The organism is Arthrobacter sp. 01T425, assembly GCF_056398725.1.
Window position 1 is genome coordinate 1 of sequence record NZ_JBFTPY010000018.1, and the last position, 23,931, is coordinate 23,931.

At 68.0% G+C, this 23,931-nt stretch carries 18 protein-coding genes and 1 tRNA gene; 10 read left to right on the forward strand and 9 right to left on the reverse strand.

From position 1 onward, the window contains the following. The coding region (locus tag AC1DNG_RS17525) for an HNH endonuclease (protein ID WP_476887871.1) at positions 1-1,148 on the reverse strand (1,148 nt) is incomplete at its 3' end. Positions 1,149-1,441: 293 nt separating this feature from the next. On the opposite strand from AC1DNG_RS17525, the gene AC1DNG_RS17530 reads away from it, so the two are divergent. Continuing rightward, a complete protein-coding gene (locus AC1DNG_RS17530) occupies positions 1,442-2,626 on the forward strand; it encodes an NAD(P)-dependent alcohol dehydrogenase (protein WP_476887872.1) in 1,185 nt (394 codons plus the stop codon). Further along, a complete protein-coding gene (locus AC1DNG_RS17535; protein ID WP_476887873.1) occupies positions 2,623-3,051 on the forward strand; it encodes an HIT family protein in 429 nt (142 codons plus the stop codon). The genes AC1DNG_RS17530 and AC1DNG_RS17535 overlap by 4 nt, the downstream gene beginning before the upstream one ends. Positions 3,052-3,109: 58 nt before the next feature. Here AC1DNG_RS17535 and hrpA read toward each other — a convergent pair whose 3' ends face one another. Together hrpA and AC1DNG_RS17545 are read right to left on the reverse strand one after the other, a co-directional pair. After that, on the reverse strand, positions 3,110-7,135 hold the full coding sequence (hrpA, locus tag AC1DNG_RS17540; protein ID WP_476887874.1) for an ATP-dependent RNA helicase HrpA: 4,026 nt from the start codon (positions 7,133-7,135) through the stop codon (positions 3,110-3,112). A gap of 179 nt (positions 7,136-7,314) precedes the next feature. Next, the gene (locus tag AC1DNG_RS17545) at positions 7,315-7,482 is read right to left on the reverse strand and encodes a hypothetical protein (protein ID WP_230007826.1); all 168 of its coding nucleotides are present in this window, start codon (positions 7,480-7,482) and stop codon (positions 7,315-7,317) included. A gap of 92 nt (positions 7,483-7,574) precedes the next feature. Here AC1DNG_RS17545 and AC1DNG_RS17550 point away from each other — a divergent pair, with 92 nt between their 5' ends. After that, the gene (locus tag AC1DNG_RS17550; protein ID WP_079554497.1) at positions 7,575-8,540 is read left to right on the forward strand and encodes a GlxA family transcriptional regulator; all 966 of its coding nucleotides are present in this window, start codon (positions 7,575-7,577) and stop codon (positions 8,538-8,540) included. A gap of 24 nt (positions 8,541-8,564) precedes the next feature. On the opposite strand, the gene AC1DNG_RS17555 is transcribed toward AC1DNG_RS17550, so the two are convergent. The 6 genes from AC1DNG_RS17555 to AC1DNG_RS17580 form a co-directional block, all read right to left on the reverse strand. Continuing rightward, the gene (locus AC1DNG_RS17555) at positions 8,565-8,861 is read right to left on the reverse strand and encodes a protealysin inhibitor emfourin (protein WP_230007827.1); all 297 of its coding nucleotides are present in this window, start codon (positions 8,859-8,861) and stop codon (positions 8,565-8,567) included. A 44-nt stretch (positions 8,862-8,905) separates the two neighbouring features. Further along, on the reverse strand, positions 8,906-9,979 hold the full coding sequence (locus tag AC1DNG_RS17560) for a M4 family metallopeptidase (RefSeq protein WP_476858842.1): 1,074 nt from the start codon (positions 9,977-9,979) through the stop codon (positions 8,906-8,908). A gap of 190 nt (positions 9,980-10,169) precedes the next feature. Beyond that, positions 10,170-10,242 (reverse strand) — tRNA-Arg (locus AC1DNG_RS17565). A 182-nt stretch (positions 10,243-10,424) separates the two neighbouring features. After that, a complete protein-coding gene (locus AC1DNG_RS17570) occupies positions 10,425-12,026 on the reverse strand; it encodes an FAD-dependent oxidoreductase (protein ID WP_476887875.1) in 1,602 nt (533 codons plus the stop codon). Further along, positions 12,023-12,895 (reverse strand): FAD:protein FMN transferase, encoded by an 873-nt coding sequence (locus tag AC1DNG_RS17575; protein ID WP_476848837.1) that lies wholly within the window; start codon positions 12,893-12,895, stop codon positions 12,023-12,025. The genes AC1DNG_RS17570 and AC1DNG_RS17575 overlap by 4 nt, the downstream gene beginning before the upstream one ends. A 22-nt stretch (positions 12,896-12,917) precedes the next feature. Beyond that, positions 12,918-13,355 (reverse strand): FMN-binding protein, encoded by a 438-nt coding sequence (locus tag AC1DNG_RS17580; protein ID WP_476848838.1) that lies wholly within the window; start codon positions 13,353-13,355, stop codon positions 12,918-12,920. Positions 13,356-13,551: 196 nt separating this feature from the next. Here AC1DNG_RS17580 and argS point away from each other — a divergent pair, with 196 nt between their 5' ends. From argS to prfA, 7 genes are all read left to right on the forward strand, one after another. Continuing rightward, positions 13,552-15,216 (forward strand): arginine--tRNA ligase, encoded by a 1,665-nt coding sequence (gene argS, locus AC1DNG_RS17585; RefSeq protein WP_476887876.1) that lies wholly within the window; start codon positions 13,552-13,554, stop codon positions 15,214-15,216. Between the two features lie 5 nt (positions 15,217-15,221). Continuing rightward, on the forward strand, positions 15,222-16,700 hold the full coding sequence (gene lysA / locus AC1DNG_RS17590; RefSeq protein WP_476887877.1) for a diaminopimelate decarboxylase: 1,479 nt from the start codon (positions 15,222-15,224) through the stop codon (positions 16,698-16,700). Further along, positions 16,701-18,017 carry a homoserine dehydrogenase gene (locus AC1DNG_RS17595; protein ID WP_028276076.1) on the forward strand — a complete coding sequence of 439 codons (1,317 nt, stop codon included), beginning with the start codon at positions 16,701-16,703 and terminating at the stop codon, positions 18,015-18,017. Continuing rightward, positions 18,018-19,124, forward strand: a complete 1,107-nt coding sequence (gene thrC, locus AC1DNG_RS17600) for a threonine synthase (protein ID WP_476887878.1) — start codon at positions 18,018-18,020, stop codon at positions 19,122-19,124. 2 nt (positions 19,125-19,126) lie between these two features. Then, complete coding sequence (thrB, locus tag AC1DNG_RS17605; protein WP_476857521.1) at positions 19,127-20,113, forward strand: homoserine kinase; 987 nt, start codon at positions 19,127-19,129, stop codon at positions 20,111-20,113. Between the two features lie 319 nt (positions 20,114-20,432). Next, on the forward strand, positions 20,433-22,595 hold the full coding sequence (gene rho, locus AC1DNG_RS17610; RefSeq protein WP_476887879.1) for a transcription termination factor Rho: 2,163 nt from the start codon (positions 20,433-20,435) through the stop codon (positions 22,593-22,595). Between the two features lie 258 nt (positions 22,596-22,853). Next, a complete protein-coding gene (gene prfA, locus AC1DNG_RS17615; protein ID WP_079554478.1) occupies positions 22,854-23,927 on the forward strand; it encodes a peptide chain release factor 1 in 1,074 nt (357 codons plus the stop codon). The last annotated feature ends 4 nt before the right edge of the window (positions 23,928-23,931 follow it).

Here is a 23,931-nt window from a genome sequence, read left to right on the forward strand (position 1 = left end):
CCCGTGGTGGTCGGGCCGCCGGTGTGCCAGGGAATGATGTGGTCCAGGTGGCGGATGGGCGCGTCGCAGTACGGGGTGCGGCAGGTGTCGTCGCGGGCCTGGATGAAGCGGCGGTGCCCGGGCGGGAAGAGCCGGGCGCGGGAGTCCATGGCGATGAGCTCGCCGGCGCCGGGGTGGGTGTAGACCCGGCGGAGCCAGAGGTTGAAGTTCCGGTCCTCGGCGTTCGTCCCGGCGCCGATGCGTTCCCGGGCCCAGCCGGCGGGGACGGTGCCGTAGCCGGGCAGGACGGCGGGTTCGGCGTTGCCCTGGAAGAGGGTGCGGTCGGTGATGACGAGCTGGATTTCGACGCCGGTGATCCCGCCGGGGGTGCCGGTGGTGCGTTCGACCAGGGCATCGGCCATCAGCTGCCCGCGGCCCCTCGGGTCCCCGGCGGCGCGGAGGGTGTCGGCGTGCCCGGTGAGGGCCTTGTAGACGGCGACGCCGGCGGTCACGGGCAGCAGGGCGGTGAGGTGGCACATGGTGTCGGGGGCCGGGCGGAGGCTGACGTGCCGCTCGGTGGCGGCGTGCGCGGCGCGTTCGGTCACGGAGCGGGGGTCACGCCGGTACGCGGCGGCCCGGGCAGCGGCGACCAGGGACCGGTCACCGGCCCCGGCGAACGTCCCGGCATCGGCGGCGAGTTCGGCGTCGACGGCGGCCCGGTCGGCCGGGGTCAGGCACGCGGTTTCGCGCACGAGCAGGGTGGCGCGCCATTCGTTCAGCTGCCCGGTTTCGAGCGCGGTGAGGGTGTGCGGCATCTCGGTGATCAGGGCTTTGGCCAGGCCCAGGAGCCGGCCGCCCCTGGCGGGGGATTCGCGCCGGGCCAGGGCGATCTGCGCGCCGACCCCGGCGCCGAGCCGTTCGGCCGGGACCCCGAGCCGGGCTTGTTCGCGGCGTTGGAGCAGGTCGAAGGCCACGGCGAGCCGGGCCTGTTCCGCGGACGCGGCGGACTTCCAGTCTTCCAGTTCCCGGATCCGGTCAATGATCCCGGCACTGTCCGTGGGCGGACAGCCTAAGCCCACCGGCCCGGCGGCCGCGCCGCTCCCGGCGCGACTCAGGCCACCGTCGCCGTGTCCTGCCGAAGCCACTTCGGGCCCCTGATTGCCGTCCATGAATCCAGTGTTTCAGGGACCCCCGACAATAATGGCCGCAGGGGTCCGCCCCGGGTGCCAACTGCCCGGCGGCGGCCAATTCGTTAGCGAATGATGGAGGCTGTCGGTGCGGAAGTCTTGGACGCAGTTGAGTGTCCGGCCTTCCGGCCGGTTGCTCGGACGGCGTCCCCAGGGTGCCCCCGGTTCGTTGACGCTCGACCAGTTGGGCAACGTGCCCGACCTGAACGACGAGCCCTCGCCAGCGAGCCACCCCAAAGTGGAATACATCCCGGGACCGGGGGTAGCGTCAACGTATGACACCTGGACGTCCCGTACCCCCGCCCCTTGCCAAGCCGTTGCCGGATTTGAACACCACAGACACCAAATCCGCCACCGCGGACAGCGCCGCGCAGAACGCCGGCCCCACACTCGCTGCTGCGTATGGTGCCACCTCACCGGACAGCGGGCTCGTTCCCTTGACCGTGTCCCGACGGGCGCCGAAGGCGGACGACGTCGAGATCGCAGTTGAATTCTGCGGACTGTGCCACTCGGACGTGCACGCCACCCGGGGCGAATGGGGCGGCGACACCTACCCGTTGATCCCGGGCCACGAGATTGTCGGCCGGGTCACCCGGCTCGGTTCCGCCGTCGACGACTTCACGGTGGGTGAGCGCGTGGGCGTGGGCTGCATCGTGGACTCCTGCCGCGAGTGCGACAGCTGCCGGGACGGCCTCGAGCAGTACTGCGAAAACGCCGCGGTGGGAACCTACGGGGCGAAGGATGCCCGCAACGACGGCGCCATCACTCAAGGCGGGTATGCCACGTCGATCGTGGTGGACCGCCACTATGTCCTGCGGGTGCCGGAAGCACTGGACCCCGCCGCCGCGGCGCCCCTGCTCTGCGCCGGCATCACCACATATTCGCCCCTGAACCACTTCGAGGTCGAGGAAGGAGACGTCGTCGGCGTCGTCGGACTGGGCGGTCTCGGCCATATGGCCGTCAAGATCGCCAAGGCCATGGGGGCCGAGGTCAAGGTCTTCACGACGTCGGAGAAGAAGTTCGCCGCAGCGCGCGAGCTGGGCGCCGACGACGTCATCCTCTCCACCGACCCGGCCGCGATGGAAGCCGCGAACCGCAGCATCGACGTCATTATCGACACTGTCGCCGCACCGCACGACCTCAACCCCTACTTCCGCACGCTGGGCCTGGACGGTGTGCTGTTCCAGCTGGGCCTGCCCGCCGAAGCGATGCCGCCTGTCAACCCCGGGGTGCTGATCCGGCGCAGGATCGCCTATGCGGGTTCGCTGATCGGCGGCATCGCCGAGACGCAGGAGATGCTGGACTTCTGCGCCGAGCACGGCGTGGTGTCCGACGTTGAGGTGGTCGGCGCAGACCAGCTCAACGAAGCCTACGACCGCATGGTGGCAGGCGACGTCAAGTACCGTTTTGTCCTGGACGTCAGTACCCTGGGGTCCCCGGCAGAAAAGGCGGACGCATGAGCACTCTCTTCACCAAAATCATCAACGGCGAGATCCCGGGCCGCTTCGTCTGGCGCGAGGACGGCGTCGTGGCGTTCCTGACCATGGGCCCGCTGGCCGACGGCCACACCCTCGTGGTGCCCACCGAGGAAGTGGACCGCTGGACGGATGCCCCGCCCGAGGTCCTCGGCCGGGTCATGGAGGTTGCCCGCAAGATCGGCGCGGTCCAGGTGGAGGTGTTCGACGCCGCCCGGGCCGGGCTGATCGTGGCCGGCTACGAAATCAACCACATGCACGTCCACGTGTGGCCATCGAACTCAATGGCGGACTTTGATTTCGGCTCCGTGGACCAGCACCCGGATCCGGCCAGGCTGGACGCCAACGCGGAGAAGCTCCGCGAAGGCCTCCGCACGGCCGGCCACGCGGAGCACGTCCCGGCCGCCTAGGTCCCGCCCGGACATGCCCGGCCGCCAGTGCTGGCGCCGGCGCAGCACCCTCAGGGGTCTACGCCGGCGCCAGCACTTTGTTAAGGGCGGCCCGGATACGCTTTTCGGACACCGAATAGGCGGTCCCGAGTTCGACGGCGAAGAGGCTCACCCGCAGTTCCTCGATCATCCAGCGCACGTGGGTTAACTCCGCGCCCGCCCGCCGCCCGGGCAGCAGCGCGGACACGGCGTCGTCGTAGTCGTCCTCCAGGGCCTGGACCGCGGCCATGTGCTGGGCGTCCCGCTGCACGTTGCCCGGCAGCTTCTCGAGGCGCTTTTCGATGGCCGTGAGGTAGCGGGGCAGCTGGCTGAGCTGGGCGTAGCCCGTGCGTGCCACGAAACCCGGATACACCAGCTGCTCGAGCTGGCTCTTGACGTCGTTGAGCGCGCTGATCAGGGCCAGGCTCGTGGTGCCCTTGAGCTGCTTTTCGATCCGCCGGGTGCTGGCCAGGATGCGCTCGACGACGGCGGTGACAGTGAAGACGGTGTCGATCAGCTCCGCCCGGACGCCCTCGTAGAGCGCCTTGAACGATCCCTCGTCCCACGGCAGCGGGGCCGGCGTGAGTTTGTCGATGGCGGCCAGGGCGCAGTCGGCGATCAGCGCGGCCACGGAACCATGCGGGTTCTGGCTGAACGTCAGTTTCTCGGTGTTGTTCAGGTGCTCCAGGACATAGCGGTCCGGCGGCGGCACTTTCAGGGCCAGGAGCCGGATGACCCCGCCGCGCATGGCTTCCTGCTGTTCCGACGGCGTCTGGAACAGCCGCAGCGCCACGGAGGTTCCCTCATCCACCAGAGCCGGATAGCCGGTGACGGTGTGCCCGCCAACGGTTCCCTGGACCTGGCGCTGGACGGTTCCAAAGGTCCAGTCCTTGAGCCCGGACATTTCGGTGAACCCGCCCGGCGCCGCGGCTGCGGCAGCGGCCAGGGCGGCCGACGGGGACGTGCCGGCCCGTGATGAACGCGCGCCATCCTTGCCGTTCGCGCCGGCTTTCGCCTTCGCCGCGGCATTTCCCTTGGACTGGGGTGCCGTGGTGCCCGGGGTGGCACCGAGGGATTCCGCGATGGCCCGGCGGGTGGCCGGGGCCAGCCGCTCCTGCAGCGCGTTCAGGTCCTTGCCCTCATCCAGCAACTTGCCGCGGGAATCCACCACGCGGAAGCTGACCCGCAAATGCGACGGGACGGCGTCCCAGTTCCAGGAGCCCGGCGGAATGACCTGTCCGCGGATCCGGCGCAGCACCAGTTCCAGCGACGGTTCGAGCTCGTCCGTGGCGGGATCGAAGTCCGCTTCCAGTGCCGCGACGGCCTGGCGGGCCACGTCCGGGGCAGGAACGAAGTTCTTGCGGATCTGCTTGGGCAGCGACTTGATGAGCGCCGTGACGAGTTCCACGCGCTGCCCGGGGATCAGCCAGCGGAACGCGGCGTCGTCGAGCTGGTTCAGGAACAGCACCGGCACCTCGGCGGTGAGGCCGTCGGATGGATTTGGCGGCGAACCGGGCGCCACGGGGTGGAACTCGTAGCTCAGCGGCAGCTCGAAGCCCTTGTGCAACAAGGTCTTGGGATAGGCCGAATCGTCCAGGGCCGCGGCGTCCTCGCTGATCAGCAGGGACTGGTCGAAGTCGAGCAGCGTGGGATCCTGCTGCCGTGCGTCCTTCCACCACTTGTCGAAGTGCCGCTCCGAGACGACCTCCGCGCCGATCCGGGCGTCGTAGAACTCGAAGAGTGTCTCGTCGTCCACCAGGATGTCGCGGCGCCGCATCCGGGCCTCGAGTTCCTCGACTTCGTGCAGCAGCGCGCGGTTGCGGTGGAAGAACTTGTGGTGGGTCTGCCAGTCGCCTTCAACCAGGGCATGGCGGATGAAGAGCTCGCGGCAGAGCTCCGGATCCACCTTGCCGTAGTTGATCCGCCGGCTTGGGATGATGGGCACGCCGTACAGCGTGACCTTTTCGTGGGCCATCACCGCGCCCATCTTCTTGGACCAGTGCGGCTCGCTGTAGCTGCGCTTGACCAGGTCGGGGGCCACCTGTTCGGCCCAGAGCGGATCGAACTTCGCCGCGACGCGGGCCCAGAGCCGGCTCGTCTCCACGAGCTCGGCGGCCATCACGAACGTGGGTGACTTCTTGAACAGTGCCGAACCCGGGAAAATCGCGAAGCGGGTGCCGCGGGCGCCGGCGTACTCGCGCTTGCGCTCGTCGAGGATGCCGACGTGGCTCAGCAGCCCCGAGAGCAGGCTGATGTGGATGCCGTCGTGGTTGCCCACCGGATCGGCAAGGCGCTTGTTGTCCAGGCTGATGCCCAGCGGGCGGGCCAGCTGGCGGAGCTGGGCGAACAGGTCCTGCCACTCCCTGACCCGCAGGTAGTTGATGAATTCGTTGCGGCAGAGCCGGCGGAACGCCGTGGAGGACAGTTCCTGCTGCTTCTCCTGCAGGTAGTTCCACAGGTTCAGGTAACCGGTGAAATCCGAGTTCTCGTCCCGGAAGCGGGCGTGCTTCTCCGCGGCGAGCTGCTGCTTGTCTGTTGGACGCTCGCGCGGGTCCTGGATGGTCAGCGCTGCGGCCAGGATCATGACCTCCCGGACGCAGCCCCGCTTTCCGGACTCCACGATCATCCGGCCGAGCCTGGGGTCCACCGGCAGCTGGGCCAGCTGCTGCCCGACGGCGGTGATTCCGCTTCCGGGACGGCCGGAACCGCGGCGCTGTCCGCCGTCGTCCGTTGGCTCCTGCCGCGCGGCGGTCAGGGCGCCGAGCTCGCGCAGGAGACTGACGCCGTCGTTGATGGCGCGCGAATCCGGCGGCTCGACGAACGGGAAGTTCTCCACGTCCTTCGGTCCGCGGGCCACGCCCATGGCGGTCATCTGCAGGATGACGGCCGCGAGGTTGGTGCGCAGGATCTCCGGATCCGTGAACAGCGGCCGCGACTCGAAGTCCTCCTCGGAGTACAGCCGGATCGCGATACCGTCGGAAACGCGGCCGCAGCGGCCCGAGCGCTGGTTGGCCGAAGCCTGGGAGACGCGCTCAATCGGCAGGCGCTGGACCTTGGTCCGGTGCGAGTAGCGCGAGATCCGGGCCGTGCCGGTGTCGATCACGTACTTGATGCCGGGGACCGTCAGCGAGGTTTCGGCGACGTTGGTGGCAAGTACGATCCGGCGCTTGCTGCCGGGGTGGAAAACCTTGTGCTGCTCCTGCAGGCTCAACCGGGCGAAGAGGGGAAGGACCTCGGTGCCCGCGAGGCGCCGGTTGGACTGGATGCGGGCGTTGAGGGCCTCCGCCGCGTCGCGGATTTCGCGCTCGCCGGAGAAGAAGATCAGGATGTCGCCGTGGGCTTCCAAGGCGAGCTCGTCGACGGCGTCGCACACCGCATCGAGCGGGTCGCGGTCCTCCTCGAGTTCGTCGTCCGCCGCGGCACCTTCTCCGGCTCCATCTTCGGCGCCGCCGGCCGGCTGGGAAAGCGGCCGGTAGCGGATTTCCACCGGGAAGGTCCGGCCCGACACCTCGATGATGGGGGAGGGCTCCTCGTCGCTGCCGAAGTGCTTGGCGAAGCGCTCCGGATCGATGGTGGCCGAGGTGATGATGATCTTCAGGTCCGGGCGCTGCGGCAGGATGCGCTTGAGGTAGCCGAGGATGAAGTCGATGTTGAGGCTGCGCTCGTGCGCCTCGTCAATGATGATGGCGTTGTACTTGCGCAGCAGCCTGTCGCGCTGGATCTCCGCCAGCAGGATGCCGTCGGTCATGAGTTTGACCTTGGTGGACCGGCTGACCTCGCCGGTGAAGCGGACCTGGAAACCGACTTCCTGGCCGATTTCGACGCCGAGTTCCTCCGCGATGCGCTCGGCCACGGTGCGGGCCGCGAGACGGCGGGGCTGGGTGTGGCCGATCAGCCCGTTCTCGCCCAGGCCGAGCTCAAGGCACATCTTGGGGATCTGGGTGGTCTTACCCGAGCCGGTCTCGCCGGCGATGATGGTCACCTGGTTGGCCGCGATGGCGGCCATAAGATCTTCGCGGCGCTCGGAGACCGGCAGCTCGGCGGGGTAGGAAATATGCAATGTCATGGCTGGAGACAGTCTACTGGGGTGGACTGTCCGCTGGGGTGGCGGCGGCTGTGCGGTCCTTCTATCGGGTCCGGCTGCTGCGGCCGGGCTGTTCCGTTGCTGCTTCAGGCCCGGCGCATAGTGAGGGCCCGGCTTGATGGGCCGGGCCCGATGGGCGTGTGGGCAAAACGTGCGCGGACTTAGAAGTTCCGCAGGGTGTAGTTGACGCTCGGCAGGTCCCGGGCCATCCAGTACTCTTCCGAGCGGACGGGCGGGGTGTGACCGAGGCCGTCCTTCCGCAGGGCGGAGATGGTGGCTGCGAGGCCGGCGATGATCAGGACGATGACGGCGATTCCGAGGAGTTCCATACCTCTATGGTTCTCCGGTCCAAGAACTAAAAGAAGTGGCAGAAATGCCCAAAAAGCTATAATTTCTGCCACTGTTCTGTCAGGATGAAATCATGATCAAATCAGTGGCAATGATCGTGGTTCCCAACTTCTCGATCTTCGAGTTCGCGACGGCTTTCGAGGTCTTCGGCATCGACCGCTCGGACCGCGGAAACGGCGTGCCCGCGTTCGATTTCCGCGTCTGCGCGCCCGAGCCGGGCGACGTCCCGCTCAAGTCCGGCCTGTCCATGCACGTCGGTCTCGGGCTGGAAGCAACTGCCGACGCCGACCTGGTGGTGATGGCGCCGTACGGCCGGGACGAGGACGTTCCCGAATCCGTCCTGGAGGCGCTGCGGGCGGCCCATGCCCGGGGCGCCTGGGTGATGTCCATTTGTTCCGGTGCCTTTGCCCTGGCCCGGGCAGGCCTGCTCGATGGCCGCCGATGCACCACGCACTGGCATTACTCCCAGGAACTGGCCAGCCGATACCCGGCCGTGCTGGTGGATGAAAATGTCCTCTACGTCGAGGACGGCCGGATCATCACGAGTGCCGGCACGGCCGCGGGGATCGATGCCTGCCTGCACCTGGTCCGCGTGGAGTTCGGCGCCAAGGTGGCCGCCGCCATCGCCCGGGACATGGTGGTCCCTCCGCACCGGGACGGCGGCCAGGCCCAATACATCGACCGGCCCATTCCGCAGTGCGGCTCGGAACCCATGGAGCAGCTGCTGCAGTGGATGGTCCGGCACCTGGACGAGGAACACGCAGTCAACGAGCTGGCGGCCAGGGTCCATATGTCGCCGCGGACATTTGCGCGGCGCTTCCGTGCGGAAACGGGGGCCACCCCGGCGGCCTGGCTCAATTCCCAACGGGTGCTCCGTGCCCAGGAGCTGCTGGAAACCACGGAGCTCAATATCGACGAAATCGCGAGGGAATCCGGCTTCGGACATTCGGTCCTGTTGCGGCACCACTTTACGAAGGCGCTGGACACCAGCCCGCAGTCCTACCGGCGCACGTTCCGCGGGCACCTGGCCACGGCGTAGCGGGCCCCGGCCCGGCAGGAGCGTCTAGGCAAAGCCCGGCGGCGCCGATTCCTCGGCCGCGGCCCGTGCGCATTCGACGAGGTCGCGCCACGGGCCCGTCAGTTCACGCTCGGGCAGGACCGCCCGCCGTTGATCGGCCCGGATGCTGTACATGAACCGGTCCGGCTGGCCGGATGTCCCGCTGGTCCCGGCGACGTCGTCCCAGGGGCAGGCCTCAATCAGCGGCTGCCACCGGTCGGTGTCCTCGGGCGGCTCGGGCCGGACGGTCCACGTCCTTTTCATTCCGGCCACGCCGCCACTGCGCTGGACAGTTATCTTCATCGGACTCGGACCTTCATCGGACTCGGATCTGCAGGGGCCTGGGCTTATCGTCGGGCTCCCGGGAGCTTGACCTTCACAGTTTCCCACGCGGAGCGCACGGCGTCATGTTCCTTGGAATCCTCGCCGAAAAGCTCCTTGGCAGAGGCGGCTGTTGCCTTGGCGAAGGCACCGAACGTGGCGGTGGGGGACAGCTTGCCGCCCGTCAGGGTCTCGTACCAGATCTGTGCCGGTGCGTCCCAGGCATTGCCGCCGAGGGCGGTGGCCACCAGACAGAACGCGCGGTTGGGGATGCCGGAGTTGATGTGCACGCCGCCGTTGTCCGCGCTTGTGCGCACGTAGCCGTCCATCGAGTCCGGCTGCGGGTCCTTGCCGAGCACGTCGTCGTCGTATGCCGTTCCCGGAGCCTTCATGGAACGCAAGGCGGCCCCCTGCACCTGGTCCGTGAAGAGGCCTTCACCGATCAGCCAGCTGGCCTCCGCCGTCGACTGCTTCCGCACGTACTGCTCAACGAGGGCACCGAAGACATCGGACATCGATTCGTTCAGGGCGCCGGCCTGGTTGCGGTAGACCAGCCCGGCCGAGTACTGGGTCACGCCGTGGGTGAGCTCGTGGCCAATGACGCTCAGGGATTTCGTGAACCGCCCGAAGACCTGGCCGTCACCGTCGCCGAAGACCATTTGCTGGCCGTCCCAGAAAGCGTTGTCGTACAGGCGGCCGTAGTGGACCGTGGCATCAAGGTGCAGGCCTTTGCCGTCGATCGAATTGCGTCCGAAGGCCTCGGCGTAGAGGCGGTGGGTGTGCCCCAGCCCGTCATAGGCCTCGTCGGCGGCGGGATCGCCGGTGGGCGGTTCGCCTTCTTTGCGGACCACGCTGCCGGGCAGCTTCTCGGTGGACTTGGCATCGTAGACCGTCCGTTCCGGCGGGGACGGCTTGAGCTCCCGCAGGCCCGGGCGGCTGCCGGGCCCGGGCACTGCGCGGGAGGCCTGGAACCCCGGGACGTGTTGCAGGGCCTGCTTTGCCCCGTGGGCGGCCCTGGAGAGCTCCGGCTTTTGCTGTGCGGCCAGCCTGCGGAGCAAATAGGGCGGAACGATGGAACAGTACACGGTTGAGAAGAACACTTGAGACCCCCTTCATGCTTCGGAGCCGGCAGGGTAGCCCGCCACCGATGAAAACAGCCTACGAGGGAGCACCGACAATCGGCAGGGGCAAAGCCGCTGGATTTCCGCGGTCTTTTGGCGGGATTCAGGGCACAAAAAACCCCGCCGTTTCAATGAAACAGCGGGGTTTGCCGGCGATGCCGGTATTTTGTGCCCTCGATTGGAATCGAACCAACGACCTTCTGCTCCGGAGGCAGACGCTCTATCCCCTGAGCTACGAGGGCAGTCAGGGTTCCTGCCGTTACCGGCGGGACGTCCTAGAGCTTAGCAGGAAGGTGGCCTCCAACGGAAAACCGTGGAAAACGGTCGCTCATTTGTGGAGTCAAGTTTCGGTCCAACGCGGCCTATGTGCGGGGTCCTCAGCTTGGCCGGTCCCGCGGATTGGCCGGTCCGCTCAGTAGCGGCGTCAGCAGCCGGTGAACGTATCCACATGGACCCGGCGGGCGCCCGCGCCACGCGCCGCGGCCCGCAGCGAACGCACGCTGGCGGGCGAGCCGGAGATAAAGACTTCCCGGCCGCCGATGTCCGGCACCAGGTCCTTGAGGGCCGCCGCGTCAATTCTTCCGGCGCCTGCGTCCTCCATGTTGGCCGGCGGCGCCGAACCGTCGGCCAGCCGGGCCACGATGCGCGCCCCCGAGCGCTGGAGCTCCTCGGCGTAGCCCAGTTCGGCGGCACTCTTGGCCAGGTACAGCAGGACAACGTCGCGGTCCCCGGCCGGGTTTCCGGCCGACGCCCCGGCCAGCTGGGCCACATACGGGGTGATCCCGATTCCGGCCGCGACGAGCAGCACGGGGGTGGCCGGGTCCCGGGGCAGGACGAAGTCGCCGCTCACCGTGGTGGCGGTGAGCCCGGCGCCGGGTGCCAGGGACAGCAGCGATCGCTTGGCTGAGGACACCGGTTCGGCCGTCCCCACCCCGATCGTCAGCAGTGATGCCCCGGGGGCGCTGGTCAGGCTGAACACGCGCCGGATTCCCTTCCCGTCACCCTTCCCATCGCCCCTGGCGGCGCGAGCGTCGCCGGCCGTGTCCGGGGGCAGGTGGAGCTCCAGGGCCTGTCCGGGAGCAAAGCGCACCGGACGTTCCGGGCGGAAGCTGAATTCCGTCGTCGTGGGCGTCAGTGGACGGCTCGCGACGAACGCCAGCCGGACCCCGCCCCGCTGTCCGACGGCGAAGGCAAGCGCGTTGCCCGCGAGCAGCGCCAGCTCGGGGGAGTTGGCCACAAACCCCAGGTTGTAGGGGACGGCAAACAGGGCCCCGACGACGGCGGCCAGGGCCAGCTGCTGCCAGCGCCGCGGGGGCAGGGTGAGCGGCTCGGTGAGCATGAACCCGACGAAGAACAGCACCGGCCGCTGCGCGAGCGTCTGCCACAGGGCCTCGGGGAGATTCATCCCGGCCTGGAGCAGATCGGCGGCCACGATGGACACGGCAACCACGGTGAAGACGGCGGCCATGGCGAACTTCCGGGTCCGGTAGAGCACCAGCAGCACCCCTGGCAGCACCAGCCAGAGCATGGCCGGCGTCGCGGCCCACCAGGTGGCAATGTTGAGCCCGGTCAGCCCGGCCAGGAACGCGCCCGCCGCGGCCGGATTGAAGATGTGCCGGCCGCGCCAGGCCAGCGCATACTTCGAGGCCGAGGCCAGTACGCAGGCCAGGGCGACGCCGGCGATCTCCGCCAGCTGGAGGCCCTGGGTTGGCTGGCTGGGCCAGAAAAGCTCGCTCGGCCAGAAAAGAAAGTACAGCAGCAGGCCGGTGATGAGTGAGGATTCCGTGTGCGGCCGCACATGGAACAGTGCGGCCAGCCCCTGGCTGGAGGCGTACGTCAGGCCAAGGCACAGGGCAAGGTGGGCCAGCATTTCCGGCAGCCCGAACGTCAGCCAGCCCAGCACATTGAGCAGCAGGCTGTAGCCGGCCAGGACGGCCAGGACCCACAGCACCAGCCGGTACATCGTGAGCCGGCCCAAGGCGGTGTCCAGCCTCGAACCGAGGGCTGTGGTGGTGATGGCAGTCATGAGAACAGGGCCCCTTCGAAGTCGGCTGAATATTCCGCGTGCCCGTCCGCATAAACCGTGAGCCAGGCGCAATCGAACTCCTGCTCCAGCCGCGGACCGTCGACAAAGAACAACGCAGTGGCCAGCGCATCGGCCACCATCGCGGTCCCGGCCATGGCCCAGCTGGCGACAACGGTACGCACCGGAGCTCCCGTGGTGCCGTCCAGGACATGATGGAACCCGTCGCCCCAGGCGCGCCGGTTGGCGGCGGAAGCGCACAGGGCACCGGCCCCCAGCTGGACGGTGCCGATTGCCCGGGTGGGATCGTAGGGGTGCTCGAGGGCAACCGCCACCGGATCCGGCCCCGGATTGAGCAGGTCCCCGCTGGCATCGATGAAATGCCCGGCGCAGCCGCCGTCCCGGAGCTGGGCGGAGAGCAGATCGGCCAGCTGGCCCTTTCCGGCCGCGCCGACGTCGATCACCACCGGAACCGTGGTGGTCAGCGCGGTGCCCTGCCAGTCCAGCGCATCCTCCCACCGGGGCGCGGGAAGCGGCGCACCGCCCGGGCGCAGGGTGTAGGTGGCGTCGTAGCCCAGGCGCTCCAGGCTCCCGCCGATGAGCGGGGTCATCGCACCCCCGGTGAGCCGGTACAGGGTGCCGTACAGCTCGCCCAGGGCGGCCCCTTCGGCGGGCAGCTCAATGCGGCCAGGCGTCCGGGCTGCGTCGGCAATGAGCGCATCGGGGCGGAACCGGGACCACGCGGCGTCGTACTCCGCCACCGTGGCGAGCAGGCCGCGGCGGAGCTCGCCGGAGAGCCGGGACGGGGTGGAAATCTCCCAGCGGGTCCCGATCCCGTCAAAGCTGAAGTGCGCCCAGCCCGGATGCGCCACGATTCCTCTGTCCCTTGTTGCGCTATTGGGCCTGTGACTTGATCTTCGCCACGGCCTGGTTGAAGCCGCCGCTGGTCAGCGAGGATCCGGCCACTTTGGAAACCTTGATCTCGTCGAGCTTCTTGCCAACAACCTGGGACTGGATGCCGCCGGCGAACTCGCCCTGGAACTTTCGGGTGTTCGGATTCGAGGGGTGCTGCGTGATCTTCACGTCGGACACGGCACCGCCGGCCAGCGTCAGCTCCACGCCCACGGTCTCAGTGCCGTTGGGGGAGGTGTAGTTCCCGTCGGCGCTGTACGTGCCGTCCTTGTAGGAACCGGTACCGGCGGTCCCGGAAGCTGCGGGCGGCGCGGCCTCTGCGGCCGGGGCCTGCGCAGAAGGGGCGCAGCCAGCCGCAGTTCCGGCCACGGAGAGGCCGGCAATGCCGACGAGGACGCTTTTGCGGAAGGCGGTATTCATGCGGGACTCGATTCTTTGCGGGGATCGGACAGCGAACAATGTGGAGGCACTGACACGGTTGCAGACGTTGAATTCAGGGTAACGGTTCACCCTTGGTGCGAGGCATCGAAGACCTTGGGTATTCCCGTAACCGGCCCCGCCGTCATGCCGGGTGCCAGATTCCGCCGCACTCCGGGCCCACCGGTAGGCTAGAACTGTGACCCCAGAAGAACTCTCCCTCGCCATATCCGCCTGCCTGAAGGACGCCGTTGCCGCCGGTGACATAGCCCTCTCCGCGGCCGACATCCCGGATGAGGTGCGCGTGGAGCGCCCCAAGAACAGGGACCACGGGGACTGGGCCACCAACGTCGCCCTCCAGCTGGCCAAAACGGCGGGCACCAACCCGCGGGAGTTCGCGTCCGTCCTGAGCGCCCGGCTCAAAACGATCGACGGCGTGTCCGCGGTGGACATTGCCGGCCCCGGCTTCCTGAACATCACGGTGGACGCCGCTGCCGCCGGGGCCCTCGCCAAGGCGATCGTCGAGGCCGGTGCGGCCTACGGCACCAACACCGCGCTCGCCGGGCACGTGGTCAACATGGAGTTTGTCTCGGCCAACCCCACCGGCCCGCTGCACATCGGCCACACCCGCTGGGCCGCCCTCGGCGACGCGATCGCCCGCGTCCTCCGGGCCTCCGGTGCCGACGTCACTGCCGAGTACTACATCAACGACGCCGGTTCCCAGATGAACGTGTTTGCGAACTCCGTGTTCGCCAGGCTGCACGGCCGGGACGTGCCCCAGGGCGGCTACCCGGGCCAGTACATCGCGGACCTCGGCCACGAGGTGCTCACCGAACACCCGGACATCCGCGAACTCACCGAAGTGGCGGCCCTGCCGGTGATCCGGGGCGCCGCCTACAAGGCGCAGATGCATGACATCAAGCAGACGCTGGCCGAGTTTGGTGTCGACTTCGATGTCTACTTCTCCGAGCAGGAGCTCCACGACGCCGGCGCGATCGAGGACGCCGTCGCCCGCCTGCGCGAACAGGGCCACGTGTTCGACGACGGCGGCGCGGTCTGGCTGCGCACCACCGACTTCGGCGATGACAAGGACCGCGTGATGGTCCGCGCAAACGGTGAGCCCACGTACTTCGCCGCCGACGCCGCCTATTATCTGTCCAAGAAGGACCGCGGCTACACCGAGAAGATCTACCTCCTCGGCGCCGACCACCACGGCTACATCAACCGGCTCAAGGCCATCGCGGCAGCCGCCGGGGACGACCCCGAGATCAACATCGAGGTCCTGATCGGCCAGCTGGTCTCCGTCAACGGCGCCAAGCTATCCAAGCGAGCCGGCAACATCATCGAGCTCAAGGACCTCATCTCCTGGCTCGGCAAGGACGCCGTCCGCTACTCGCTGGCCCGGTTCCCCGCCGATTCGCCGCTGACGCTGGACCCGGAGCTGCTGAAGAAGCACAGCAACGAAAACCCGGTGTTCTACGTCCAGTACGCCCACGCCCGCTCCCGCGGCGCCGCCCGCAACGCCGTGGCCGCCGGCGTGGAGCGCCGTGTGGACGGCATAGACAGCTTCAACGCCGCCCTGCTGGAGCACCCCACCGAAAACGAGCTGCTCTCGCACCTGGGCAGCTATCCCTCGATCGTGGCCAAGGCCGCCGAGCTGCGCGAGCCGCACCGCGTGGCCCGCCACCTCGAAGTGATCGCCGGCGCCTACCACCGCTGGTATGACGCCTGCCGCGTGGCGCCGCAGGGCGAGGAACCCATCACCGACACCAACCGCACCAGGCTGTGGCTCAATGACGCCACCAGCCAGGTGCTGGCCAACGGACTGGAACTGCTGGGCGTCTCGGCGCCGGAACGGATGTGACCGCCATGAGCGCAAATTCAGGACAGTCCCCGCTCGCCCCGGACTGGCTCGAGGTCCCCGCCGACCTCAATGCCCTCCACGAACCGCTGTGGGCGGGCGGTGTTGCGCGCAACGACGACGGCGAGCTCACCATCGAGGGGCTGACGGTCAGTGAGCTTCAGCGCCAGTACGGCACGCCGCTGTTCGTGCTGAGCGAGACCGATTTCCGGGCCCGGGCCCGGGCGTTCAGCGACGCCTTCAACGACGCCTTCGCCGATATTTGCGGGGGAGTGGACGTCTACTACGCCGGCAAGTCCTTCCTGTGCACCTCCGTGGTCCGCTGGGTCGAGGAAGAGGGGCTGCGTCTGGACACGGCGTCCGGTGGCGAACTCGCCGTGGCCTTCCGCGCCGGCATCCCCGGCGCCGACGTCGCCCTGCACGGGAACAACAAGTCCGACGGCGAAATCCACCGGGCGCTGGACATGCAGCTGGGACGGATCGTGGTGGACAGCCTCGATGAGCTCGAACGCGTCGCGGCGATCGCCGCCAACCGGGGCGACACCGCCAGGGTGATGCTGCGGCTGACCCCCGGAGTGCACGCCCACACCCACGAATTCATCGCCACGGCCCACGAGGACCAGAAATTCGGCCTGTCCATGGCCGGGGACTCCACGGACCAGGCCGGACTGTCCGCCGCAGAGGAAGCCGTGGCCGCGGCCACCGGGCACGCCAGCATCGAACTGCTGGGCCTGCACTGCCACATCGGCTCGCAGATCTTCGAACCGGACGGCTTCGCCCTCGCCGCCGAGAGGCTGCTGGACTTCCTGGCAGCGATGCAGTCGAAGTACTCCATCGTGCTGCCCGAGCTTGACCTCGGCGGCGGCTACGGCATCGCCTACACCCCCGTGGACACCCCGCGCCCGGCCGCCGAAATCGCGCAGGCGATGGCCGCCGTCGTCCGTTCCAAATGCGCTGCCCTCGGCATAACCGCCCCCCGGATTTCGATCGAACCGGGCCGCGCGATCGTCGGAAGCACCACCTTTACGCTGTACGAGGTCGGCACGCTCAAGACCGTCCGGGTGGATGCCCCGGCCGCGGCTGGTGCCGCGGCCGGGCCTAAAGGAGCCGGGGACGTTACGCACCCGCGCCGCTATGTGTCGGTGGACGGCGGGATGAGCGACAACCCCCGGCCGGTGCTGTACGACGCGGATTATTCGGCGATTCTCGCCTCGCGGAGCTCCGACGCGGCGCCGCAGCTGTCCCGAGTGGTGGGCAAACATTGCGAGAGCGGCGACATAGTTGTTAGAGATGTATATCTGCCCGAGGACGTGGCAGCCGGTGATCTGCTTGCTGTACCGGGGACCGGCGCCTACTGCTGGGCCCTGTCAAGCAACTACAACTATCTGGCCCGGCCGGGCGTTATCGCTGTCAGCGACGGATCTGCCCGGCTCATTGTCCGCGGGGAAACCGAAGAAGATTTGCTCAACCGCGACATGGGAGTCTGAATGTCTGAATTGCGAACCCTGAAAGTGGCCCTCCTGGGCTGTGGCAACGTTGGGGCCCAGGTTGCGCGGATTCTCATTGACGACGCCGACGCCCTCGCCGCGCGCACCGGCGCCCGGCTGGAACTGCAGGGCATCGCGGTGCGCAACCTCGATGCCAAGCGCGACGTCGAGCTGCCGCAGGAGCTGTTCACCACTGACGCCGAAGTCCTCGTCAAGGACGCCGACGTCGTCATTGAACTCATGGGCGGCATTGAGCCGGCCCGGACCCTGATCCTGACCGCCATGCGGCACGGTGCCTGTGTTGTCAGCGGCAACAAGGCGCTCCTGGCCCAGGACGGCCCCACACTGTACGAGGAAGCGGACAAGGCCGGCGTGCAGCTGTCCTACGAGGCCGCCGTGGCCGGCGCCATCCCCATCCTGCGGCCCATCCGTGACAGCCTGTCCGGCGACCGGATCACCCGGGTGCTCGGGATTGTCAACGGCACCACCAACTTCATCCTCGACCAGATGGACTCCACCGGCGCGCAGTTCGCCGACGCGCTGGCCGAGGCCCAGCGCCTGGGCTACGCGGAAGCCGACCCCACGGCCGACATCGAAGGCTACGACGCCGCCGCCAAGGCCGCGATCCTCGCCTCACTGTCCTTCCACACGCGGTTCGCCCTGGAAGACGTCTCGTGCGAGGGCATCACGTCGGTCACCGCGGCGGACATCGCCGCCGCCAAGGAAGCCGGCTTTGTCATCAAGCTGCTGGCCATTGCCGAGAAACTGGTTGACGAGGACGGCAAAACCGGCGTCTCGGTCCGTGTCCACCCCACGCTCCTGCCCCGCGAGCACCCCCTCGCCGCTGTCCGCGGTGCATTCAACGCCGTCTTCATCGAAGCCGAGAACGCGGGCGAGCTCATGTTCTACGGCCAGGGTGCCGGCGGCACCCCGACGGCGTCCGCCGTGCTGGGCGACCTCGTCTCCGCGGCCCGCCGCATTGTCCTGGGCGGCCCCGGCCGGACCGAAACCACCACGGGGCACGTGCCATCGCTGCCCATCGACGCGGCCGTCACCAGCTACTACATCGGACTCGACGTCGCGGACCAGCCCGGTGTCCTGGCCAGGATCGCGCAGCTCTTCGCGGAGCACGGCGTGTCCATCGAAATCATGCGGCAGACCATTCACCGCGACGCCGACTCCAACGTGGAATCGGCCGAGCTGCGGATCGTGACACACCGTGCACGCGAAGCCGCACTTGCAGCAACCGTCGAGGCCGTCAGGCGCCTGGACGTCATCAATTCCGTTACATCCGTACTCCGGGTAGAAGGAGTCTAAGTGGCTCACCAATGGCGCGGTGTCATCCGCGAATACGCCGACCGTCTTCCTGTCACGGAAGCGACCAAGGTCATCAGCCTGGGCGAGGGCGGCACCCCGCTCGTGCACGCCCGCCACCTCTCCGAGCTGACCGGCAGCACCGTCTACCTCAAGGTCGAAGGCATGAACCCGACCGGTTCCTTCAAGGACCGCGGCATGACCATGGCCATGACGGCAGCGGTGGCTGCCGGCGCCAAGGCCGTGGTCTGCGCCTCCACCGGCAACACCTCCGCCTCCGCCGCGGCCTACGCGACGGCGGCCGGGCTGCAGTGCGCGGTGCTGGTCCCGGAGGGCAAGATCTCCATGGGCAAGCTCAGCCAGGCAGTCGCGCACGGGGCCACGCTGCTGCAGGTGGACGGCAACTTCGACGACTGCCTCGACATCGCCCGCAAGCTCGGCGAGTCCTACCCGGTGTTCCTGGTCAACTCCGTCAACCCGGCCCGGATCGAAGGCCAGAAGACCGGCGCCTTCGAAGTGGTGGATTCGCTCGGCGACGCCCCCGACTTCCATGTGCTCCCGGTGGGCAACGCCGGCAACATCAGCGCGTACTGGAAGGGCTACAAGGAATACGCTGCGGCGTTTGAGTCGCCCACCGCCGGGTCGCTGCCCGCAGTGTCCACCAAGACACCCGTCATGTGGGGTTTCCAGGCCGCAGGGGCGGCGCCCTTCGTGGCCGGCCACCCCATCACCGAGCCCGACACCATTGCCACCGCCATCCGGATCGGCAACCCGGCCTCCTGGGACACCGCCGTGGCGGCCCGGGATGAATCCGGCGGCGTGATCGAGGCCGTCACGGACGAGGAAATCCTGTCCGCGCACCGGTGGCTCTCCGCCCGGGAAGGCGTTTTCGTGGAGCCCGGCTCCGCTGCCGGCGTCGCCGGGCTGATCAAAAAGCACGCGGCCGGGGAAGTGCCGGCAGGCAAGACGATCGTGATCACGGTGACCGGTCACGGCCTCAAGGACCCGCAGTGGGCCCTGCGCACCGAGGACGGCAGCGACGTGCAGCCGGTCAAGGTCTCCAACGACGTCGTCACCGTCGCCGTAGCACTGGGACTGGAAGAAAAATAACGTTGGAAACAACCGTCACCGTCCCGGCCGAATCAGCTGCCGGCTCCCCGGCTGTTCCGGCGGGCCAGCTGGTCACCGTGCGTGTCCCGGCCACGAGCGCCAACCTGGGCCCCGGGTACGACAGCCTCGGCCTGGCCCTCTCGCTGCATGACACGCTGACCGTGGAAACCCTGGCCAGCGGTGAACTTGAATTCGAGCTCAGCGGCGAGGGTGCCGAGTCCCTGCCCCGCGATGCGACGCACCTCGTGGTCAAGGCCCTGACCGAGGCCCTGCACCGCCTTGGGTTCCGGCACGAAGGCCTGCGGATCACGGCGGACAACGTCAACCCGCACGGACGGGGCCTGGGCTCATCGGCCTCGGCCGTGGTGGCGGCCGTCAGCGCCGCCAATGCCCTGGTTCCGGAGGCCTCCCGGCGTGGCCGCGACTGGATCCTGCAGCTCACAAGCGAAATGGAAGGCCACCCGGACAACGTTGCACCCGCCATTTTCGGCGGACTGGCGCTGTCATGGCAGGACAGTGACCAGTACAGCAGCACGTGCGCGTCCGTGGCGGCCTCGGTGATCCCCGTGGTCGCTGTGCCCGACTACGAGCTCTCCACTGAGGCCGCCCGGGCCCTTTTGCCCGCCTCGGTGGGCCACCATGCCGCGGCCATGAACTCCGGCCGCGCCGCCCTGCTGATCCATGCCCTGACCACGAACCCGGAATTCCTGCTGCCCGGCACCGAGGACTACCTGCACCAGAGCTACCGCGCCGAGGCCATGCGGCCCAGCGCGGAACTGATCGGCGCGCTGCGCCGGGCAGGGCACGCCGCCGTCGTATCCGGCGCCGGACCCACCGTACTGGTCCTGGCCAACGGTGAAGCGGAAGCCCGTGAGGTTGTGGACTTCATCGGCGCCCACACCGCGGGCAACACGCCGGAAGTGGGCTGGCGCGTGATGAAGCTGGCCGTGGACGTTGAAGGTGCTAAAGTGGAAGTGCACCGGCGGTAAATACGCAGGCGGTAAATTTTTAACCGTTGTAAGACCGCGATGTTGGCCACGTAGCCTCTCTCATCTTTCACTGCGCAATATTTTCCGGTGCCACCTGCTTTCGGTCTGACGCAGGAATCAGCAGAATTGATCTGCCCCCTGAAACTCAGCCCGCCGTTCCTCATTTCTCGGATCGTGCATGGTGAAGCAATATCCGGCCCTGCTGGCCGATATACATCCGGCAAGGCCGAAATCCCGGCTGCAGATCTGAACTGCAGCCCAGATCAAATCACCGCGTCCAGCTCTTAGCCTGGACGCCGTCGAGGGGGAAGGATCCTTCGTGACCGAAACCACTGAGCTGTCTCCGGCTGTGGATACATCTTCTGCTGCCGAATCAACGGCAGCACCCGCCAAGAGCAGCGGCCTTGCAGGCCTTAAGCTCGCCCAGCTCCAGGCCCTCGCCAGCCAGCTGGGCATTTCCGGCGGTTCCCGCATGCGCAAGGGTGATCTGGTCACGGCCATTTCCGCCCACCGCGCAGGCACCCCGGTAAGCAAGGCTCCGGCCCGCGCTGCCGAAAAGGCGAGCGACAACGGCACTGTGTCCCACGCAGCGGCCCCGGCAGCTGCGCCCGCAACAGCGCCCGCCGCCGATGACGCCCCCGCCCAGGAAAGCCCCCGCGCCCGCCGTGGCCGCAGCCGCCGCGCAGGCAGCGACGGAGTCGTCACGGCGCCCGTCGTAGAGGCACCCGCCGCCGCCCCGGCTGAAGCCCCCGCGGTTTCCACCGACTCCGGCGCCTCCGCGACTGCCGAATCCGGTTCTGCCGTTTCCGGGACCGAAGGCAGCGACCGCACGAGGCAGCCGCGCACCCGCAACCGCCGCCGCGGCGAAGCCGCAGCCCAGGCCACCGAGGCCGGCCAGACCGCCGTCGAGGCCCAGGCCGAACAGCCCGCCATTGAACAGCGTGAACAGCGCACTGAGCAGCGCGAACAGCGCACTGAACAGCGCGAACAGCGTGAACAGCGCACCGAACAGCGCGAGCCCGGCAGCGAAGACGGCCAGCGCCGTGACACCCGCACCCGTGGCGGCCGCGACGACTCGGCCGGCACCCGCGAGAGCACCCGCGAAAACACCCGCGACAGCGATGATTCTGACGGCGGAAGCCGCCGGAACCGCCGCAACCGTCGTGACCGCAACGACCGCGGTGACCGCCAGGGCCAGCAGGACAGCCGCGACAACTCCTCGCGCAACGACCGCTTCCGCGACCGCAACGACCGCCGCCGCGGGCGTCAGCAGGGACCCGACGTCGACGACGTTGAGGTCACCGAGGACGATGTCCTGCTGCCGGTCGCCGGTATCCTCGACGTGCTCGAGAACTACGCGTTCATCCGCACCTCCGGTTACCTGCCGGGCCCGAACGACGTCTACGTCTCCCTCGCCCAGGTCAAGAAGTACAACCTGCGCAAGGGCGACGCCGTCGTCGGCGCCATCCGTGCACCGCGGGAAGGCGAAGCCCAGCAGGGGAATCAGCAGCAGTCCGCCCGCCAGAAGTTCAACGCCCTGGTCCGCGTCACCTCGGTGAACGGCAAGACGCCGGAAGAGCTCAAGGACCGCGTCGAATTCGCGAAGCTCGTCCCGCTCTACCCCTCCGAACGCCTGCGCCTCGAGACGGACCCGAAGAAGATCGGCCCGCGCGTCATCGACCTCGTTGCCCCGATCGGCAAGGGCCAGCGCGGTCTGATCGTTTCGCCGCCGAAGGCCGGCAAGACGCTCATCCTGCAGTCCATCGCCAACGCCATCACCACCAACAATCCTGAGGTCCACCTCATGATGGTGCTCGTTGACGAACGTCCCGAAGAAGTCACGGACATGCAGCGCACCGTCAAGGGTGAGGTCATTGCCTCCACCTTCGACCGTCCCGCCGACGACCACACCACCGTGGCCGAGCTTTCCATCGAGCGCGCCAAGCGCCTCGTGGAAATGGGCATGGACGTTGTGGTGCTCCTGGACTCCATGACCCGCCTGGGCCGTGCCTACAACCTGGCAGCACCGGCCTCCGGCCGCATCCTGTCCGGTGGTGTGGACTCCGCAGCGCTGTACCCGCCGAAGCGCTTCTTCGGTGCAGCCCGCAACATCGAAAACGGCGGCTCGCTGACCATCCTGGCCACCGCGCTCGTCGAGACCGGTTCCAAGATGGACGAGGTCATCTTCGAAGAGTTCAAGGGCACCGGCAACATGGAACTGCGCCTGTCCCGCCAGCTCGCGGACAAGCGCATCTTCCCGGCCGTGGACGTCAACGCGTCCGGTACCCGCCGTGAGGAAAACCTGCTTTCCCCCGAGGAAGTCAAGATCATGTGGAAGCTGCGCCGCGTCCTGTCCGGACTCGAAACGCAGCAGAGCCTTGAGCTGCTGACCAACAAGATCCGGGAGACCCAGAGCAACGTCGAGTTCCTCATGCAGGTGCAGAAGACGACGCTTGGTGCGAAGTCCGATAACGACAAGTAGCTGGCTTTCGCCGCTCAAAATATGCCGGCCCCGCCCCTCCGCCGGGTGGCCAACGATCTGCGATCGTTAGCCACCCGGCTCCGGCAGGCCCGAAGCCACTCCCTGGCCGGCATATTTTGAGCGGCTTCTGGTTTAACTCACCACCCCCTGGCCGGAGCAACGCGGGGTCACCTACGGCCCATCAGGGCCGCCGGAATGGGCGGTAAGTGACCCCGCGTTGCAGTAACTAGACTTGAGAGAGTCGAAAGAGGTTTGAAAATGTTTGAGTCCGTACAGGGCCTGTTGGATGAGCACGACTCTATCCAGGCTCAGCTGGGGGATCCTGCTGTCTACGCTGACCAGCGGCTGGCCCGGAAGCTGGGGCGGCGTTCTGCCCAGTTGAACGGCATTGTGGAGGCCTACCACCGCTGGGAAGGCATCCGCGACGACCTGGCCGCTGCCAAGGAAATGGCGGACGAGGACCCCGAGTTTGCGGCCGAGGTACCCGAGCTGGAGGCCGCGCTGGAGCTGGCGGCGGCCAAGCTGCGCCGGCTGCTGATCCCGCGCGACCCGGACGACTCCCGCAACGTGATCCTCGAGGTCAAGGGCGGCGAAGGCGGCGACGAGGCAGCCCTCTTCGCCGCGGACCTGCTGCGGATGTACAGCCGTTACGCGGAATCCCGCGGCTGGAAGACCGAGATCATCTCCGCCACCGAGTCGGACCTCGGCGGGTACAAGGACGTCCAGATGGCCGTCAAGGGCAGCTCGAACGATCCGGCCGAAGGCGTGTACGCCCGGCTCAAGTTCGAAGGCGGCGTGCACCGGGTCCAGCGTGTGCCCGTCACCGAATCCCAGGGCCGCATCCACACCTCGGCCGCCGGCGTGCTGGTGCTGCCCGAAGTGGACGAGCCCGAGGAGCTCGAGATCAACCAGAACGATCTCAAGATCGACGTCTACCGCTCCTCCGGTCCCGGCGGGCAGTCGGTCAACACCACCGACTCCGCAGTGCGCATCACGCACCTTCCCACCGGAATCGTCGTCGCCATGCAGAACGAAAAATCGCAGCTGCAGAACCGTGAGGCCGGCATGCGCGTGCTGCGTGCCCGCATCCTGGCGCACCAGCAGGAGCTGATCGACGCCGAAAACTCGGCGCAGCGCAAGTCGCAGATCCGCACCATGGACCGCTCCGAGCGCATCCGTACCTATAACTACCCGGAAAACCGGATTGCGGACCACCGCACCGGTTACAAGGCCTACAACCTGGACCAGGTCATGAACGGCGACCTGGAACCGGTGATCCAGTCGGCCATCGAATTGGACGAGCAGTCCCGGCTCGACGCCATCGGCGAATAGGCGC